The organism is Cryptosporangium sp. NPDC048952 (assembly GCF_043197895.1).
Classification (GTDB): Bacteria; Actinomycetota; Actinomycetes; order Mycobacteriales; family Cryptosporangiaceae; genus Cryptosporangium.
The window spans coordinates 533,312-549,249 of the sequence record NZ_JBICTY010000006.1; the positions used below are offsets into that span (position 1 = coordinate 533,312).

At 70.5% G+C, this 15,938-nt stretch carries 14 protein-coding genes; 5 read left to right on the forward strand and 9 right to left on the reverse strand.

Annotation, left to right across the window (positions count from 1 at the left end; genetic code table 11):
- Positions 1-11 precede the first annotated feature (11 nt).
- From mqnC to ACGFY5_RS32895, 4 genes are all read right to left on the reverse strand, one after another.
- Positions 12-1,208, reverse strand: coding sequence for a cyclic dehypoxanthinyl futalosine synthase (gene mqnC, locus ACGFY5_RS32880; RefSeq protein ID WP_392726091.1), 1,197 nt, complete (start codon positions 1,206-1,208; stop codon positions 12-14).
- A 61-nt stretch (positions 1,209-1,269) separates the two neighbouring features.
- Entirely contained in the window at positions 1,270-3,021 is a 1,752-nt protein-coding gene (locus ACGFY5_RS32885) for a molybdopterin-dependent oxidoreductase (RefSeq protein WP_392726093.1), read from the reverse strand.
- Between the two features lie 34 nt (positions 3,022-3,055).
- A complete protein-coding gene (locus ACGFY5_RS32890; protein WP_392726096.1) occupies positions 3,056-3,907 on the reverse strand; it encodes a menaquinone biosynthetic enzyme MqnA/MqnD family protein in 852 nt (283 codons plus the stop codon).
- A gap of 20 nt (positions 3,908-3,927) precedes the next feature.
- Positions 3,928-4,203: an isoamylase early set domain-containing protein gene (locus tag ACGFY5_RS32895; RefSeq protein ID WP_392726097.1), complete on the reverse strand. Its 276-nt coding sequence runs from the start codon at positions 4,201-4,203 to the stop codon at positions 3,928-3,930.
- 274 nt (positions 4,204-4,477) lie between these two features.
- Here ACGFY5_RS32895 and ACGFY5_RS32900 point away from each other — a divergent pair, with 274 nt between their 5' ends.
- Positions 4,478-6,457: a HelD family protein gene (locus ACGFY5_RS32900; RefSeq protein WP_392726099.1), complete on the forward strand. Its 1,980-nt coding sequence runs from the start codon at positions 4,478-4,480 to the stop codon at positions 6,455-6,457.
- Positions 6,458-6,523: 66 nt separating this feature from the next.
- Positions 6,524-7,087, forward strand: a complete 564-nt coding sequence (locus ACGFY5_RS32905; protein WP_392726101.1) for a Uma2 family endonuclease — start codon at positions 6,524-6,526, stop codon at positions 7,085-7,087.
- Here ACGFY5_RS32905 and ACGFY5_RS32910 read toward each other — a convergent pair whose 3' ends face one another.
- Both ACGFY5_RS32910 and ACGFY5_RS32915 read right to left on the reverse strand, forming a co-directional pair.
- The gene (locus tag ACGFY5_RS32910; protein ID WP_392726104.1) at positions 7,088-7,375 is read right to left on the reverse strand and encodes a DUF4229 domain-containing protein; all 288 of its coding nucleotides are present in this window, start codon (positions 7,373-7,375) and stop codon (positions 7,088-7,090) included.
- Positions 7,376-7,380: 5 nt separating this feature from the next.
- Positions 7,381-8,298, reverse strand: a complete 918-nt coding sequence (locus ACGFY5_RS32915) for a radical SAM protein (protein WP_392726105.1) — start codon at positions 8,296-8,298, stop codon at positions 7,381-7,383.
- A gap of 179 nt (positions 8,299-8,477) precedes the next feature.
- Here ACGFY5_RS32915 and ACGFY5_RS32920 point away from each other — a divergent pair, with 179 nt between their 5' ends.
- The 3 genes from ACGFY5_RS32920 (at position 8,478) to ACGFY5_RS32930 (ending at position 12,581) form a co-directional block, all read left to right on the forward strand.
- Positions 8,478-10,322 carry an NlpC/P60 family protein gene (locus tag ACGFY5_RS32920; protein WP_392726108.1) on the forward strand — a complete coding sequence of 615 codons (1,845 nt, stop codon included), beginning with the start codon at positions 8,478-8,480 and terminating at the stop codon, positions 10,320-10,322.
- A 202-nt stretch (positions 10,323-10,524) separates the two neighbouring features.
- Positions 10,525-11,733, forward strand: a complete 1,209-nt coding sequence (locus ACGFY5_RS32925) for a hypothetical protein (RefSeq protein WP_392726110.1) — start codon at positions 10,525-10,527, stop codon at positions 11,731-11,733.
- Between the two features lie 251 nt (positions 11,734-11,984).
- Positions 11,985-12,581, forward strand: coding sequence for a putative glycolipid-binding domain-containing protein (locus tag ACGFY5_RS32930; RefSeq protein WP_392726112.1), 597 nt, complete (start codon positions 11,985-11,987; stop codon positions 12,579-12,581).
- On the opposite strand, the gene ACGFY5_RS32935 is transcribed toward ACGFY5_RS32930, so the two are convergent.
- Genes ACGFY5_RS32935 through ACGFY5_RS32945 form a run of 3 tightly spaced genes read right to left on the reverse strand, consistent with a single transcriptional unit; the run spans position 12,560 to position 15,918 of the window.
- Positions 12,560-13,795 carry a hypothetical protein gene (locus ACGFY5_RS32935; protein WP_392726115.1) on the reverse strand — a complete coding sequence of 412 codons (1,236 nt, stop codon included), beginning with the start codon at positions 13,793-13,795 and terminating at the stop codon, positions 12,560-12,562. The two genes, ACGFY5_RS32930 and ACGFY5_RS32935, sit on opposite strands and share 22 nt — an antisense overlap.
- 37 nt (positions 13,796-13,832) lie before the next feature.
- Positions 13,833-14,948, reverse strand: a complete 1,116-nt coding sequence (locus ACGFY5_RS32940) for a PLP-dependent cysteine synthase family protein (RefSeq protein WP_392726118.1) — start codon at positions 14,946-14,948, stop codon at positions 13,833-13,835.
- A complete protein-coding gene (locus tag ACGFY5_RS32945) occupies positions 14,938-15,918 on the reverse strand; it encodes a threonine/serine dehydratase (RefSeq protein WP_392726120.1) in 981 nt (326 codons plus the stop codon). Before ACGFY5_RS32945 ends, ACGFY5_RS32940 begins: the two co-directional genes overlap by 11 nt.
- Between the last annotated feature and the right edge of the window lie 20 nt (positions 15,919-15,938).

Sequence of the window (15,938 nt, forward strand, 5' to 3'; positions counted from 1 at the left end):
GCGCGTTGAGATCAGCTGGCTTCCACCAGCGGGAGGTTGCGGCCGATGCCACCGCCGGGCAGGGCGATCGACGCGAAGTGCGACACGATGTGGTCGTCGCTGGGGTCGTTCGCCGGGTCCTCGTGCACGACCAGGTGGTTGTAGAGCGTGTCGCGCTGCGCCGGCGTACGGCCCGCACTGCGCATCAGCGAGATGAGCTCGGTGCGGTTCGAGCGGTGCTTCGCACCCGCGCTGGAGACGACGTTCTCCTCCAGCATCACCGAGCCCAGGTCGTCGGCGCCGTAGTGCAGCGTCAGCTGGCCGATGTCCTTGCCGGTCGTCAGCCACGAGCCCTGCAGGTGCCGGACGTTGTCGAAGAACAGCCGCGCGACCGCGACCAGCCGCAGGTACTCCAGGCTGGTGGCCTGCGTGCGGCCCTTCAGGTGGTTGTTCTCCGGCTGGTACGTCCACGGGATGAACGACCGGAACCCACCGGTGCGGTCCTGCACGTCCCGGACCATTCGCATGTGCTCGATGCGCTCGGCGTTCGTCTCGCCGGTGCCCATCATGAACGTGGCGGTGGACTCCACCCCGAGATTGTGCGCGGTCTCCATCGTCTCGAGCCAGCGCTCACCGGACTCCTTGAGCGGCGCGATCGCCGTGCGCGGACGCGCGACCAGGATCTCCGCGCCGGCACCGGCGAACGAATCGAGACCGGCCGCGTGGATGCGGGTGATCGACTCCTCGATGCTGACCTTCGAGACCTTCGACATGTGCATGACCTCGGACGCACCGAGCGAGTGCAGCGTCAGCGACGGGTATTCGCGCCGGATCGCGCCGAACACCGTCTCGTAGTACTCGACGCCGTACTCCGGGTGGTGCCCACCCTGGAGCATGATCTGCGTCGCGCCGAGCTTCACCGCCTCGTCGCAGCGGCGCAGGATCTCGTCGAGATCGTGCGACCAGCCTTCCTTGTGCTTCGGCGCGCGGTAGAACGCGCAGAACTTGCACGCGGTGACGCAGACGTTCGTGTAGTTGATGTTGCGGTCGATGATGTACGTCGCGATGTGGGCGATATCGCCGTACATCCGGCGCCGGACCGTGTCAGCGGCCTGACCGAGCGCGTGCAGCGGCGCCTCGGTGTAGAGCAGCAGCGCCTCCTCCGGCGAGATCCGGCCGCCATCGGCGGCACGCTGAAGGATGTCGGCAGTAGCAGCGTTTCCGGTCACGACGTCGAGCGTAACCCGGTTCGGCCGCACCCCGTTTGTGGTGTCCACAACCCTGGGTGCGTCAGCGCACGTCCACGCTGATGCGGTGGTAGCCCTCGGAGCCGTCCGGGGCCGGGGGACGGATTGCGGCGGACTGGGGTGTACCGGTGGCGTCGGTGGCGCGTACCTCGAGCGAGTGCTCGCCCTCTCCGGCCGTCTTCGTGTCCCATTCCCAGCGCCACTGCCGCCAGGTGTCGACGGAGTCGGCGGTGGCGAGCGTCGCGGCCTGCCACGGACCGCTGTCGACCCGGACCTCGACCTTGGTGACGCCCCGGTGCTGGGCCCAGGCGACACCGGCGACAGTGACCGTGCCGTCGACTTTCGCGGAGTCGCGCGGGGTGTCGATCCGCGACGAGGTCTTGATCGGCGCCTGTTGCGACCAGCCGCGGGGCACCCAGTACGCGTCGAAGTCGCTGAAGCGGGAGAGTTCGAGGTCGACGAGCCACTTCGTCGCGCTCACGTAGCCGTAGAGGCCCGGGACCACCATTCGCACCGGGAAGCCGTGCGCGATCGGGAGCGGCTCGCCGTTCATGCCGACCGCCAGCAGGGCGTCCCGTCCGTCGCGGCAGGCCGCGGTCGGGGTGCCGCAGGTCCAGCCGTCCGCGGAGCGTCCGACGAGTTGGTCGGCACCCGCCTCCGGTTCCACCCGGTCCAGCAGATCCTTGAGCCGGACGCCCAGCCAGCGGGCATTTCCGGTGAGGTCGCCGCCGACCTCGTTGGAGACGCAGGCGAGCGTGATGTCGCGCTCGACGAGCGGGAGGCCGAGGAGGTCGTCGTAAGTGAGCGTGAGCTCACGTTTCACCCGGCCGTGGATGCGTAGGCGGTAGGTCTCCGGGTTCACCTGGGGGAGGACGAACGCGGTGTCGACGCGGTAGAAGTTCTTGCTGGACGTGGTCCAGGGGGAGATGCCCGGAACGTCGAGCTTCGTTCCTGGAGGGACCGGCGGGGCCGGTGACGCCGGTTTCGGGAGGCGGATCGCGGCGCGCTGGTCGCTGACGCCCCGCCAGCGCGCGAGCAGTCGTCCCGCTCCCCCCGCGACGACCGCCGCCCCAGCCGTCCCGCCGGCCAGCACAAAGAACGTCCGCCGCGACGCGGTACCTCCGCCGAGCCAGGGCACGTCGGGAGCGGAGCCGGCCGCACCCCCGACCCACGCTGCCCGGCTCTCGGAGTCGGCACCGGGAGCGGAGCCGGCCGCACCCCCGACCCACGCTGCCCGGCTCTCGGAGTCGGCACCGGGAGCGGAGCCGGCCGCACCCCCGACATCGGCCGGCTCCGCAGTTCGCTGGGAGCCTGCTTCGATGGCCCGCTGAACCAGCGGGGACAGCGCCAGCATCGCGGCGCCAGCGCCCACCAACGTCGGTATCACCGCGTAACTGGTGGAGTCGGGACGCCCGATCGCCGCGAGGCATCCGACTGCCGCAAAAGCCGCAATTACTCCCAAACCGAAGCCTATACGACGCTGCGCGAGGATGCCCGCCAGCGCGGCCACGCCGGCGAGAACGACGATTATCACCAGCGTGAGCAGGGGTTTGTCCCAGCTGCCGAACGTCTGCACGCCGAACTGTTCGAGTGAATGCGGAACCAGGTCCACGACCGCCCCCGCTACCGCGGTCAGCGGAGAAGACGACGGCCCGACGAACGCCGCGACCAGTTCCGCGACCCCGACCCCGATCGCCGCCGCCGCAATCCCGGCCAGCGCAGCGAGAACCCGCCCGCTACGCCAGTCGATCCCCCGGCGCCGCGGTTCGGCGGGGCGGATGTCAGTGGTGCTCACAGCTGCCTACGTTCCCGCGCCCGCGCAACCCGGCCTAGATCTCGACGAACTCCGGCCCGCCCGGCGGCAACGGCGGGGCCTCGCCGGCCGCGGTGGCCTTGGCCGCGAACGCACGCAGCCCTTCGACCTGACGCGCACCCAGCGAAAAATCCAGGGTCCGGAAGTAGTTCGCCAGCGTCGCCGCGTCGAACACCTCCCACCGGGCGGCGTCGGCAGCGACGTCGTCGATCTGCGTCAGGCACAGGTCGCGCGACCGCAGGAACGCGTCGTGCACGTCCTTCACCTGACCGGGGTGCCGCTCGGCGAAGTCCCGCCGCACGGCCCACACCGCGAACACCATCGGCAGGCCGCTCCACTCCCGCCAGGCAGCGCCGAGGTCGGTCACGGTCAGCCCCATGTCGGGCCCCTCGTACAGCGCCCGGAGCGCGGCGTCGCCGATCAGCACGCCGGCCTCGGCCTCCTGCATCATCACGCCCAGGTCGGGGGGGCACACGTAGTACTCCGGCTGGACGCCGTAGCGCTCCGCCAGCAACATCCGAGCCAGCAGCACGCTGGTACGGCTGGTCGAGCCCAGTGCGACGCGCCGACCGTCCAACTCCCCCAGCGGCCGCTGCGAGACGACGTTCACCGACAGCACCGGACCGTCCGACCCCACCGCGATGTCCGGCAGCAGCAACAGCTGGTCGGCGTTGCGGAGGTACTCGACCAGGCTGATCGGCCCGATGTCGAGATCCCCCCGCACCAGCGCGTCGTTCAGGTTGTCGGGGGTGTCCTTCGTCAGATCGACGTCGAGCAGCGCACCGGTCCGCACCAGCCCGTAGTAGATCGGGAGGCAGTTGAGGAACTGGATGTGTCCGACCCGGGGGCGTCGCGGTGCTTCCTTCACTCCTCGACAGTACGTCGGGCCTACACGACCAGAACGCTGCCCTGGGAGTCGATCCCGTCCGCCTCGACGTCGTCGAGCCACAACCCACCGGTGCCGAGATACCGGAAATGGTGGGTGCCGGACGGCAGCGTGAGCGTCACGCTGCGGGTTCCGTTGCGGCGCGGGGTCAGTTCGTGCTTGCCGGGCTGCCACCCGTTGAAGTCGCCCACGACGCTGATCGACGGCGTCGTTTCGTCCATCGGCAAGGTGAATGTGATTTTGGTCTTGGAATCCTTCAACGGTGTGCGCTTGAGCACGAACGGTCTCCTCTCCCTGGGCGAGGGGGGCCGAACTGGTACTTTCCCCGCATAATGCCATTAACCGTGAGATTCTGTCATCTCCTCCCGCGCTGCGGAGCAGCGGCACGCGGATCAACGCTTCGCTTAATCGGTTCGCCGCTCGGCGTCGATAGGCATATGGTTTTGGGCTTGTGCATGTCGGCACTACCCCGTCGAAGCCGGGCGTCCCGGAGCGCGAACCGCGCCGGGCCTAGGGCAGTGGGGACCCGTTCACCGGTCCCGGAGGCCCTTGATGACGTCACTCGACGCTGAACTCGCCCAGGAAGCCGCTCACCTGGAGTCCTCGCGGGTGGCGTTGGCCGCGATGCGGACGCGGACCGAGGAACTGACCCGGAGCGACGTCGCCGGCGATCCGTTTTCCGCCGAAATGCTGGCGCGGGCGTTGGCCAGGCGGATGGAGCAGCTGCTCGACGACGGCACGACGCCGCTGTTCTTCGGACGGCTGGATTTCGGTCGATCGGGCACGCAGTACGCGGACGAGACCTTTTACGTTGGTCGGCGGCACGTCGCCGATGCGGCGGGCGATCCGATGGTGGTGGACTGGCGCGCTCCGGTGTCGACGGCGTTCTACCAGGCCAGCGCGGTTGAGCCGGTCGGTGTTCGACGCCGGCGCCGATTCGGGTTCGACGGCGGGAAGCTCACCTCGTTCGAGGACGAGGAGCTCACAGCGGGTGAGGAGTCGGGGCTGAGGTCCCGGCTGCTGACCGAGGAGATCGAACGGCCACGTGTCGGGCCGATGCGCGACATCGTGGCCACCATTCAGCCCGACCAGGACGTCCTGGTGCGTGCGGATCTGGACAGCAGCCTGTGTGTCCAGGGCGCGCCGGGCACCGGAAAGACCGCTGTGGGTCTGCACCGGGTGGCCTATCTGCTCTACGCCTACCCCGAGCGGCTGCGCCGGGCCGGCGTGCTCGTCATCGGTCCGAACCGGGCGTTCCTCGGCTACATCAGTCAGGTGCTGCCCGCGTTGGGCGAGGCCGACGTCACACAGCTCACGATCGACGACGTCGTCGCGAACAAGCCGGTGACCGCGACCGACGATCCGGCCGCCGCCCGGGTCAAAGGCGACGCCCGGATGGCGACGGTCCTGGCCAACGTGCTCTTGGCGGGCTTCGGTGCGCCGACCGAACCGATCGTTCTCGTGGAGCCGGGGGCACGCCTGCGGATCGGTCCCGGTGAGCTCCGGGCGGTCCTGCGGGAGGTTCGGGACGGCTACGCCGGCGGAGTCCCGTATTCGACCAGTCGCGATCGGGCCGCGCTGCAGGTCGCGGAACGGTTCCGGCGCCAGCGCGAATACCGGGGTGGCGCACCGTCGGACTCCTGGGTGCGGCGGGTCGCCCGCTCGAAGCCGGTGCGGGCGTGGCTCGACGAGGCGTGGCCGGCGGTGGACCCGGCAGGGCTGGTCAACCGGCTGCTGACCGAGCCTTCGCTGCTCGCCGTCGCGGCTGACGGGGTGCTGACGGCGGACGAGCAGGCGGCGATCGTCCGGCCCGCACGCCGTCGCCCGGCCTGGACCGCCGCCGACGCCGTGCTGATCGACGAGGTCACCGGTCAGCTCGAACGGACGGCGGGCTTCGGACACGTCCTGGTCGACGAGGCGCAGGACCTGTCGCCCATGCAGGCGCGTGCGGTCGCCCGTCGATCGCGGCACGGGTCGCTGACCGTGCTCGGTGACCTCGCCCAGGGCACGGCGGTGCACGCCGCCAGCGACTGGGCGACGCTGCTCGCCCACCTCGACAAGCCGTCGACGCCCGTGACGCCGCTGACGACCGGGTACCGCATGCCCGCGGAGATCGTCGAGTTCGCGAATCGGCTGCTGCCGGCGCTGGCGAGTGGTGTCGCGCCGGCGACGTCGATGCGGCGCGCGGCCGGGGCGCTTTCGGTTCGGCAGGTGCCGGATCTTCTTGCTGCCTTGCCGGACGTGATCCGGGACGCGCTGAGCGTGCCGGGCTCCGTGGCCGTGATCTGCGCCGACGCGGTGGCGGCCGAAGCGTCTGTCGTCCTGGCCGGCGAGGGCGAGCAGGTCACCGTGATGCCTGCCTCACTCGCCAAGGGCTTGGAGTTCGACACGGTCGTCGTGCTCGAACCGGCGGCGATCGTGGCCGCCGAGCCACGCGGCCTCCACCGCCTCTACGTGGTCCTGACCCGAGCCGTCTCCCGCCTCGTAGTCCTGCACACCGCGCCACTCCCGAATACACTTGCGAGCACGTAGGAACGAGTACTTGAATCGAGGGGACCCGTCATGGAGCCGCCCGAACCCGGAGAGCAGGTGAGGCCGATGAGCGCGCCCGCGATCAAGTACGGCCCGAAGACCATCGATGACTTCGATGCGCTTCCCGAAGACAACACCCGGCGGTACGAGCTGATCAACGGAGAGATCATCGTGACGTCCCGCCCCATGCCCACTCACCAGCGCGTGATGGCCAAATTGTTAGTCGCACTCGATCGTTCGCTGCCACCCGGATACGAGGCGGTCACCGAGACTGCGATCGGGTTCGACGACCGCAAGCAGGGATGCGTTCCCGACCTGCTGGTTCTCCGCCCGGGTGTCACCTGGAACCGGTCCCGCTTCCACAGCGACGACGTGGCACTAGCCGTGGAAATCATCTCCGGCACAGTCCGCCTCGACCGCGAGACCAAACGATCCATCTACGCGGCCGCCGGCATCCCGACCTACTGGATGGTCCTGCCCGACCCGTTCCAGATCATCGTGAACCGCCTCGTCGGCCACTGGTACACGGTCGCCGAGGACGTCACCGGTGACGAACTGATCATGACCGAGCCCTTCGAGGCCAAGATCGACCTCAGTGCCGTTCGTCGAGCCGCCAACGGCGAGGCCTGATCAGGGCTGGTCGTCGTCGCCGGCCAGGGCGGCGCGGAGCTTGGCCTTCTCGGTTTGACGCTTGCTCATCCGGCCCTCGACGCGCTGGGCGAAAGCCTCCCGCTGCTTGCGCAGCAGGAAGAACGACAGAGGCGCGGAGAGCAGCAACGCTCCGAACACCAACATCCAGGAGCGAAACCCGATCACGAACAGCACGATCACGCACGCGACGAAGATCATGAACCGGGCCGTGGTGTACAGGAAGCCCGGGTGCAAGCGCTCGAGCGTGCTCGAATCCTTCTCGCTCATCGTCCTCAGCTCCACATCGGCTGTGGCTCACGACGACGCTCGGCCAGCGGCGTCGGACCTTCGAACTTCTGCACGACCTCGTACCGGGCGTTCCGCTCCACCGGCGTGAACCCGGCGTCACGAATCAGGTCCAGCACGTCGGGCGTGCCGTACCCATCGAGGTCGTCGACCCCGAAGTTGAGCGACAGCTGCGCCAACGACGACTCGTGCGTCCCCCCGAAACACTTCACGTGCGGCACGTTGTCGAACAGCAACCGCGCCACCGCGAACGTCTTGAGCGACTCGACCGGCATCACCGCGTCGTCCTGCTCGCGGAGCGGGACGAAGACCTGGAACCCGCGGGTCTCGTCCTGCAGCTCACGCAGGCGGAGCACGTGGCCGACGGGGTCCTCAATGCTGCCGTAGAGCATGGTGGCGGGCGTCTTCATGCCCTTGGAGTGCGCCAGGCGGTGGATCCGCGACCAGGTGTCCCAGTCGGCCTCGGCGCCTCCGCCGGTGAGCGACCCGAGCCCGGCGTCGACGAGTTCGTCGAGGATCTGATCGGCGGAGAGGCCGGAGATCTGCTCGAACCACTGGATGTCGGCGGCGGTGAACGCCTTGATCGAGACGTCCGGCAGGACGTCCTTGAGTGCGCGCAGCGAGCGTGGGTAGTCCGGCCACGCCACGTTCGGCTGGACGCCGTTGAGGACGTGCAGCTCGGTGAGTCCCTCGGGCGCAACGCTCAGGGCCTCTTCGAGGGTGTCGACGTGGCGGTTCGCGGCGAAGAAGACGACTTCGCCGTTCTTCGCGGTACGGACCTCGTGCGCGAGACCGCCGAGCCACGCCAGGTCGTCGCAGTCGTAGAGCGCGACGCCGTCGTCGGAGGTGAGCCGCTCACCGGCTCGTACCTTCTGCTCGATCGCACGTTTGAGGCCGGAATCCATGAGCCCAGCGTACGCGGGGGCCATTCTGCTGGATTCCCTGGTCAGCTAACGCGTATTACGACGCAGAGACGTGACTGTTTACGCATATCTTGCTATACCCCCATAGTGGGCTCAAACGGACTTAGCGTGTCAGGCCACCCGGCAAACGGCGGGAACCCCGACAACGGGATCCACGGCTGATGGGCGGCGCGCACCGGAAACCGACGCTGTTCTCCCGGGGAATCCCCGAGGCGCTGCGGGGTCGCGACTATCACGTCGCCGCGCGGACGGCCCGGCTGTCGGTGGCGGTCGGAACCGCGCTGACGCTGGCCGCAGGCTCGGGCACCGCCTGGGCCGACGCCCCGGCGACGAGCCCCGCGGGCACCGCGACCGGACACGCCGGCACCTCGACGACCCGAGTCGGCGGCCCAGCCATCTCCGCCGCTTTCCCGCCGCGAGGCCCGGGGATGCCTGCTCGCCGCGCAGAGCCCCGCGACGAGCACCGCGTGCGCGTGCCGGCCCCTGATGCGCACGCGGCAGGCGCACGGGGTGCGCAGGCGGCACGCGCACGGAGCGCGCAGGCGCGAGGCGCGCAGGCGCGAGGCGCGCAGGGCAGTGCCGCGGGCAGTGTCAATGCGGCTTTGGCTCGGACCGGGCGGCGCCACACCCCGGCGAAGGCGGGCGACCCGATCACCGCCCGCATCACCCGGGCCTCCGCCGCCGCCGAGGCGGTCGCCGAGCGCCTCACCGAAGCCCGCGCCGCCCTCGACGCACTAACGACCGCGCAGACCGCGACCGCCGCGAACCTCGCCGTCGCCACAACCCTGACCGACCGCGCCGAGTTCGCCGCGGCCACCTGGACGCGGAAGTCGTTCATCGCCCAGTCGAGCCGCCCGGAAGGCCTGGTCGACGACCCACGCACCGGCATGCTCGGCCGCCCCGAGATCGGCACGGCCGTGCTCGACCTCGAAGCCGCCCGGGCCCAGCAGCACAAAGCCACGGACGCCGTCGACCGCGCGACCGCCGCGGTGACCGCCCAGCGCGCCCACGTCGCCTCGCTCCGGCGTGACCTCGACACCCGCGGCGCCGAGCTCCGCACACTCCGCGCCGCACAGGCGTCGGCGCTGATCGAGGCACAGCGCCGACGCGACGCCGTGGAGGCTGCGCTGGCGCGCAAGTACCTGCGTGACGCGGACGGGTCGGCCGGCCAGGCCGCTCTGTCCGCGGTGCACTTCGCCCTCGCACAGCGCGGTAAGCCGTACGAGTGGGGCGCGGAGGGTCCGGACCGGTTCGACTGCTCGGGCCTGGTCCAAACCGCCTACGCCACGGCCGACGTCGTGCTGCCCCGTACCGCCCGGCCGCAGTACCGGGTGACCAAGCCGGTGTCGGTGACCGCGCTGCTCCCCGGTGACCTGCTGTTCTTCGCGACGGAACACGCGGACTGGAACACGATCCACCACGTCGGGGTGTACCTCGGGGGCGGGTTGATGGTGCACGCTCCGACGACGGGCGACGTCGTGCGGGTCGCGCCCGTGTGGTGGTCGGAGTTCTTCGCAGCGGGGCGTGTGGTGCCGGGTCGGCCTTGGCACCGTGGTGAGTCGTCGGTGCTCGCGGGGCTCCGGCCGGATCGTGTGGTCCGGCACGCTGTCCCAGGTCCGTCGGCGTCGACGTCCACGCCGGCGGATGCGGCGACCGCCACCCCCATGGTCGACGCCTCGAAGTCGGCGAGCCCGTCACCCTCGACGAGCCCCACCACCTCCCCGAGCACCACACCCCACCGCCCGTCCACCCCCGCAACCACCGACCGCGCAACCACCACCGGCAAACACCGCTCCCCTCACCGGACCTCGAGCCCCAGCCCATCCACCGCGACCGACCACCGCACGGCCGCGTCCAACGCCGGTGTCTCCGGGACTCCCGCCGAGCGGCGTGGCGCGGGTAGCCGCGCGAAGAAGGTCGGGGCCTCGTTGAGTGCCTCGCCCGACCCGGGAGTGATGGAGCCGAGCCCACCGACCGAACCCCGGGCACCTCAGGCCCCACGATGACCGAAAGTCCCACCAGCCTCACCGGCGACTCCTGTACTGACACCAGGAAACGATTCAGGCGCGCTCGGTGACCAGTACGAGATAATTTTCGGCATACTCGCGCAATACCGGGGTTCTGTCGTGCGTCCAACGGAAATCATCACTGTCACATGGCACCGTTTGGGTCGGCCGTCGGAACGAACCGGAAAGGTGGGAGATAGTCATGGCCGAGGAGGAAGAGGGGCCCCGGACCGTACGGCTCGATCCGTCACAGCTCCCGGGTGGGTCTCGCTTCACACCGCCGGTCATCCCGGACCAGCCCCCGGCCCCCGAGGCCGAGTCCGAATCTCCCGGCACCCCCCCGAATCCCCCGAAGGCCACCGGCTCCGCCAAGCCGGAGCCCACCCGAGCCGCCGGATCAGCAAAGGTCAGCGGCTCCGCGACGCCGGCCGCGCCGGAACCGACGATGGTGGCAGGGTCCGCCAAGGTGTCTGCGCCGGTGGGCGTACCGGGTGATGGTGCCGGGACGTCGTCGGGCGTGCAAGGCGGCGACGTCGAACGCGACGCCCAGACGCGCATCGCCCCGCTTCCGCCGGACCTGATCAACCGCCTGGCCGAGGCTCGCCCCACCTCCGGGCCCGGCGCGCCAGCCGACTCTCCGGCCAAAGACGCGGCCACGCCCGGCTCCCCGGCCAAAGACGCGGCCACGCCCGCACCCGACTCCCCGGCCAAAGACGCGGCCACGCCCGCACCCGGCTCGACAGCTCCGCCCGCCCCCGCGAAGGGAGCAGCAGCGGTCGCGAGCGCACCGGCCACGGGCTCTGCCCCGGCGCCGGTGGGTAGCGCGCCGGCCTCCGGCGCACCCGCGGCGCCGGCCGCCGCCGGGAAAGCCTCCGTCCCCACCCCGGCCACCCCGCAGCCCCCCAGCGCCCCGGAGGCCGGGAAAGCTCAGGCGGCCGCCCCGAACGCCCAGGCCGGAAAAGCATCGGTCCCGCAGGCACCCAGCCCACCGCAAGCCGGCAAAGCCTCCGTGCCCGAAGCCGGGCGAGGGGCAGCACGGGTGCCGACCCCCTTCGAACCGATGGCCGACCCCGACCTCCCGACAGTTGCCCGCCCGGGCTGGACCATCGAACCGGGCTGGTCCGCCTACCCCAACGGCGCCCCGCCGGAGCCCGCGGAGCAACCCCCGTCCTTCGACGCCACCCCGGAACAAAAAGAGCAGGAACCGATCCCCGAGCACACCTCGTCCCTCGCCGGCGCCCTGCTCGGCCCGAGCTCCGGTCCCCCTCCGGAGCACCAACCCGAACCCAGCAACCGCCGCACGATCCTCATCGTCGCGATCGTGCTCGTCGTCGCGGTCGCCGTCGGCGCGGGCATCGCGATCGTCGCCGGCGACACGATCATGTCGGTTCTCGACGGCGTCCTGTCGTAAGCGCACGAATCGACGACGTCCGCGCCACCCACGAGCAGCTCGGTCTTCAACCCGGCGCGATTCCACGCCTTCGACGGGGAAACCGCCGCGTACGCGCGATGGTCCAGCGTCAGGTACGGCGTGAACCGCGCGTCGCCGAGCGTCAGCGGTCCGCCGGTTACCGCAGCCACTTCTCACTGCGCCGCCGCCGGATCTCGTCGAGATCCGCTCAGAGATCCATGGTTCCCATGATCCGTGGGACGCTGAAGAACATGGGTACGTTCGCATGGAATCGGGTGGGATTCGGGGCAGAACTCGCGGTCGTGAGCACGGATCGGGGCCTGCGCGCCTCCGGTTGGTCGCTCGGCTCCGCGCCCGAGCCGTACACCTGCCACTACACGCTGTCCACCGACGAGCAGTGGGTCACGCTTTCCCTGGAGGTCCAGACCGAGGGCGCGGGCTGGGCCCGTTCACTGCGGATGACGCGTAAGTCCGCACGCGACGAGTGGCGGATCCGTGCGAGCGAGACCGGCTCGCTGGCCGCTTCCCCCGCCGGATCCGAGTACCCGGAGCGGATCCTCGACGCGCTGGACGTCGACATCGCTTTTTCGCCGTTGACCAACACGCTGCCGATCCGTCGCCTCGACCTGCGCAACCAGCAGGTCGGAGCGGAGTTCGAGCTGAACGTCGCGTTCGTCGACCTGCCGTCGCTGGCGGTCAGCAGCAACAAACAGCGGTACGTGTTCGCGGGCGGGAACGAGGTCGGCTACCGCTCCGGCGATTTCCGCGCGCAGATCACCGTCGACGACGACGGTTTCGTCGTCGAGTACCCGGGCCTGGCCACCCGTCAGCCCCGAGGTGCCTCGTAGGTCACTGTCGCGGTCGGGCCGCCCGGGCCGCCACCGACCGGTAGTTCCAGCCGCGTCTGGTGGATGACCGTCGAGCGGTGCCGCACCGCGATGTGCACCCGGTAGACGTCCGGACGGCGCGGGGCGACGAACGGTAACTCCAGGCGCTCGGACCGCTCCTGCGGCAGGCAGGTGTGCAGTCCGTCGGGCGGACAGGGGCAGGTCCAGGCCTGGCCCTCTCGCGGGACGAACATCGGGTGCGGCCCGGGTGGCACGGTGACGGTCTCGGCGACCGCGGAGACCTGCACCCAGGCACCGACCTCGCCGGGTGGGCCGCCGCGCGGATCGTCGGGGAGCGCCGCGGCTCGCATCGCGATCTGGATCAGGTAGTACCCACCCGGTGCGAGCGCCCGCGTGACGGGCGCCCCCTCGGTGTCGACGACCGCCACGCTCACACCGACAGCCGGGTCGTCCGAAACCGGATCGCGCTGCTTCGGTGGTCCGCCCGACGACGGTTCCGGCACCTCCGAACGCTTCCACCATCGCCGCCGCCCAGCCGGAGGTTCCGGAGGTTCCGGAGGTTCCGCAAGATCTACCGGCTCGACGGGCTGCGCCAACTCCGCAGCCGCCTCCGACCACGCCCGCCGCGCCTGCGGAACATCCGGGGAAACCGGCCCCAACTGCGCTTCCCGCACGACCGAAGCCACCGGCTGAACCCCACGGATCGCCTGCTCGTCGACGCTCACCACCGCACCGTGGCGTAACGCCAGCGCCCCGAACGCCTCGGCTTCGGCGAGATCGTCGAGCACCAGCACCACCGTGCGGCCGGGCACTACCAGCGCGCTGACGGTCTCCGCCGCCCCCGCACCGCCGAGCGCGGCCGACAATCCGCGGAACGTGTCGACGAGCACCACCGCGGGCGGTGCCGCCACGGCTCCAATCGCCCCGGCGATCGCCTCCCACCCCTTGCGCCCGGCCGCCGAGGGCGCGCCGTTGAGCCGCACCGTCCGTGGGCGGTCGGCCGGCGGGTCGACGGCCATCCACAGTGCACCGAGGTCGATCATCGTGCCGCCGGCCGCCGGACCGGCCAGCAGCGTGAGCGCGGCGCTCCGGCCCGCGCCGGCGGGCCCCACCACGAGCGCCAGTGGCTGTCTCGCCACCAGCGAAAACACCTGATCGGCGTGGCCGCCCCCCGCCGCACCCACCGACGGCGGTACCGGCACGTTTCTCGTCACCGTCGTCCCCGCTAGCTCAGGCCCGGCGCCCAACTATCTATTGACCACTCCCCGACAACTTTGCCTTGCGCTCCGTGTCAAAGCCAGCGGTTCGCCACTCTCCGGTCTCGTCGAAGCGCTGGAGCATCTCGGTGTACGGCCCGAGATCGAGCCCGGCGGCGCGCAGCCAGTCGTCGTCGTAATAGGTGCGTGCGTACCGCTCGCCACCGTCACACAGCAGCGTGACGACGCTGCCGGACGTCCCCCGCAGCGAATCGAGCAGCGCAAAGGCACCCCAGAGATTCGTTCCGGTCGAGCCACCGACGGGGCGGCCGAGCCGTCGGGTGGCGTAGCGGGCGGTCGCGATCGAGGCGGCGTCGGGCACGCCGATCATCCGGTCGACGATCCCGCCGACGAAGCTGGGTTCGACGCGCTGGCGGCCGATGCCTTCGATCCGCGAACCCCGTGCGGTGGTCACGCTCGGATCGGCGACCGACCACGCCGGGAGAAATGCCGAATTCTCCGGATCGACGACACACAAGCGCGTGTCGTGCCTGCGGTAACGGATGTACCGGCCGATCGTCGCGCTGGTACCGCCGGTTCCTGCGCCGACGATGATCCAGCGCGGGACGGGGTGCCGTTCGTACGCGAGCTGCTCGAAGATCGACTCGGCGATGTTGTTGTTGCCGCGCCAGTCGGTGGCCCGCTCGGCGTAGGTGAACTGGTCCATGTAGTGGCCGCCGAGCTCCGCGGCCAGCCGACGCGACTCGTCGTAGACGTGCGACGGGTCGTCGACGAGGTGACACCGACCACCGTGGAACTCGATCAGCGCGATCTTCTCCGCGCTCGTCCGTGCGGGCATCACCGCGACGAACGGCAGCCCGAGCATGCGGGCGAAGTACGCCTCGCTGACCGCCGTCGACCCGGAGGACGCCTCCACGATCGTGGTGCCCTCCTGGATCCAGCCGTTGCACAGCGCGTACAGGAACAGCGACCGCGCGAGCCGGTGCTTCAGCGACCCGGTGGGGTGCGTGGACTCGTCCTTGACGTACAGGTCGAGTCCCTCGAACCCCGGGGGCAACGGGAACGTCAGCAGGTGGGTGTCGGCGGACCGGTTCGCATCCGCTTCCACCTTGCGAACGGCCTCGTCGGTCCAGTCCCGGTCACTGCCCACCGAAGTACTCCACGTACTTCGCCGGATCGACGTTTCCTCCCGAGACCACGGCGACGGTCCGCCCGGCCGGCAGCGACGACGAGCGGAACAGGTACGCGGCGGTCGTCACCGCCCCCGACGGCTCGACCACCAGGCGCGACCGGCGACCGAGCAACCGCGTCGCCTCGACGATCTCCGACTCGGACACCGTGACCACGTCGTCGACGTAGCGGCGGATGTGTTCGAACGGCAGAACGCCCACCGACGTCGTCCGCAGCCCGTCGGCGATCGTGCGGTAGGTCTGCTCGGGCGTCCAGGTCACCCGCCGCCCGCTCCGGAAGCTCTCCAGAGCGTCGGCGGCGAGTTCGGGCTCGACCGCGATCACCCGGGTCCGCGGCGACAACGCTTTGATCGCGGTCGCGACCCCGGAGATCAAGCCGCCGCCACTCACCGGCACCAGGACGACGTCCGCCTCGAGGTCCGAAGCGATCTCCAGCCCCACCGTCCCCTGCCCCGCGATGATCCTGGCGTCGTCGTAGGGCGGGATGTGCGTGTAGCCGTACTCGGCCACCAGCTCCAGCGGCCGGACGTCCCGCTCGGCCGGCGGAACGATCAGTACGTCGGCGCCGAACGAGCGCGTCGCCTCGAGCTTCACGGGGGGCGTGGTGTCCGGCATGACGATCGTCGCCCGGATGCCGAGCCGCGCGGCGGCGTAGGCGACCGCCTGGGCGTGGTTGCCGCTGGACTGCGCAACCACGCCCCGGGCGCGCTGGTCGGCGTCCAGCTGGGCGAGCGCGTTGCTGGCCCCGCGGAGTTTGAACGCACCGGTCGCCTGCAGGTTCTCCGGTTTGAGCCAGAGTGGACGTCCGTCTTCTGCCCAGACGCACGGCAGAAGTGGGGTCCGCACCACCAGATCCCGAATCCGGGCGGCTGCTGCCTGAATGTCGCTCAGCGTCACCAATGAGGGGGATGCGGTACGGATCGCGGTCATACGGCCACGATAGCCAGATG

Bases quoted from the DNA above. Each gene is read 5' to 3' on its own strand.
- ACGFY5_RS32900 (WP_392726099.1), top strand. From the start codon at position 4,478: ATGACGTCACTCGACGCTGAACTCGCCCAGGAAGCCGCTCACCTGGAG.
- ACGFY5_RS32905 (WP_392726101.1), top strand. From the start codon at position 6,524: ATGAGCGCGCCCGCGATCAAGTACGGCCCGAAGACCATCGATGACTTC.
- ACGFY5_RS32910 (WP_392726104.1), bottom strand. From the start codon at position 7,375: ATGAGCGAGAAGGATTCGAGCACGCTCGAGCGCTTGCACCCGGGCTTC.
- ACGFY5_RS32915 (WP_392726105.1), bottom strand. From the start codon at position 8,298: ATGGATTCCGGCCTCAAACGTGCGATCGAGCAGAAGGTACGAGCCGGT.
- ACGFY5_RS32920 (WP_392726108.1), top strand. From the start codon at position 8,478: ATGGGCGGCGCGCACCGGAAACCGACGCTGTTCTCCCGGGGAATCCCC.
- ACGFY5_RS32925 (WP_392726110.1), top strand. From the start codon at position 10,525: ATGGCCGAGGAGGAAGAGGGGCCCCGGACCGTACGGCTCGATCCGTCA.
- ACGFY5_RS32930 (WP_392726112.1), top strand. From the start codon at position 11,985: ATGGGTACGTTCGCATGGAATCGGGTGGGATTCGGGGCAGAACTCGCG.
- ACGFY5_RS32945 (WP_392726120.1), bottom strand. From the start codon at position 15,918: ATGACCGCGATCCGTACCGCATCCCCCTCATTGGTGACGCTGAGCGAC.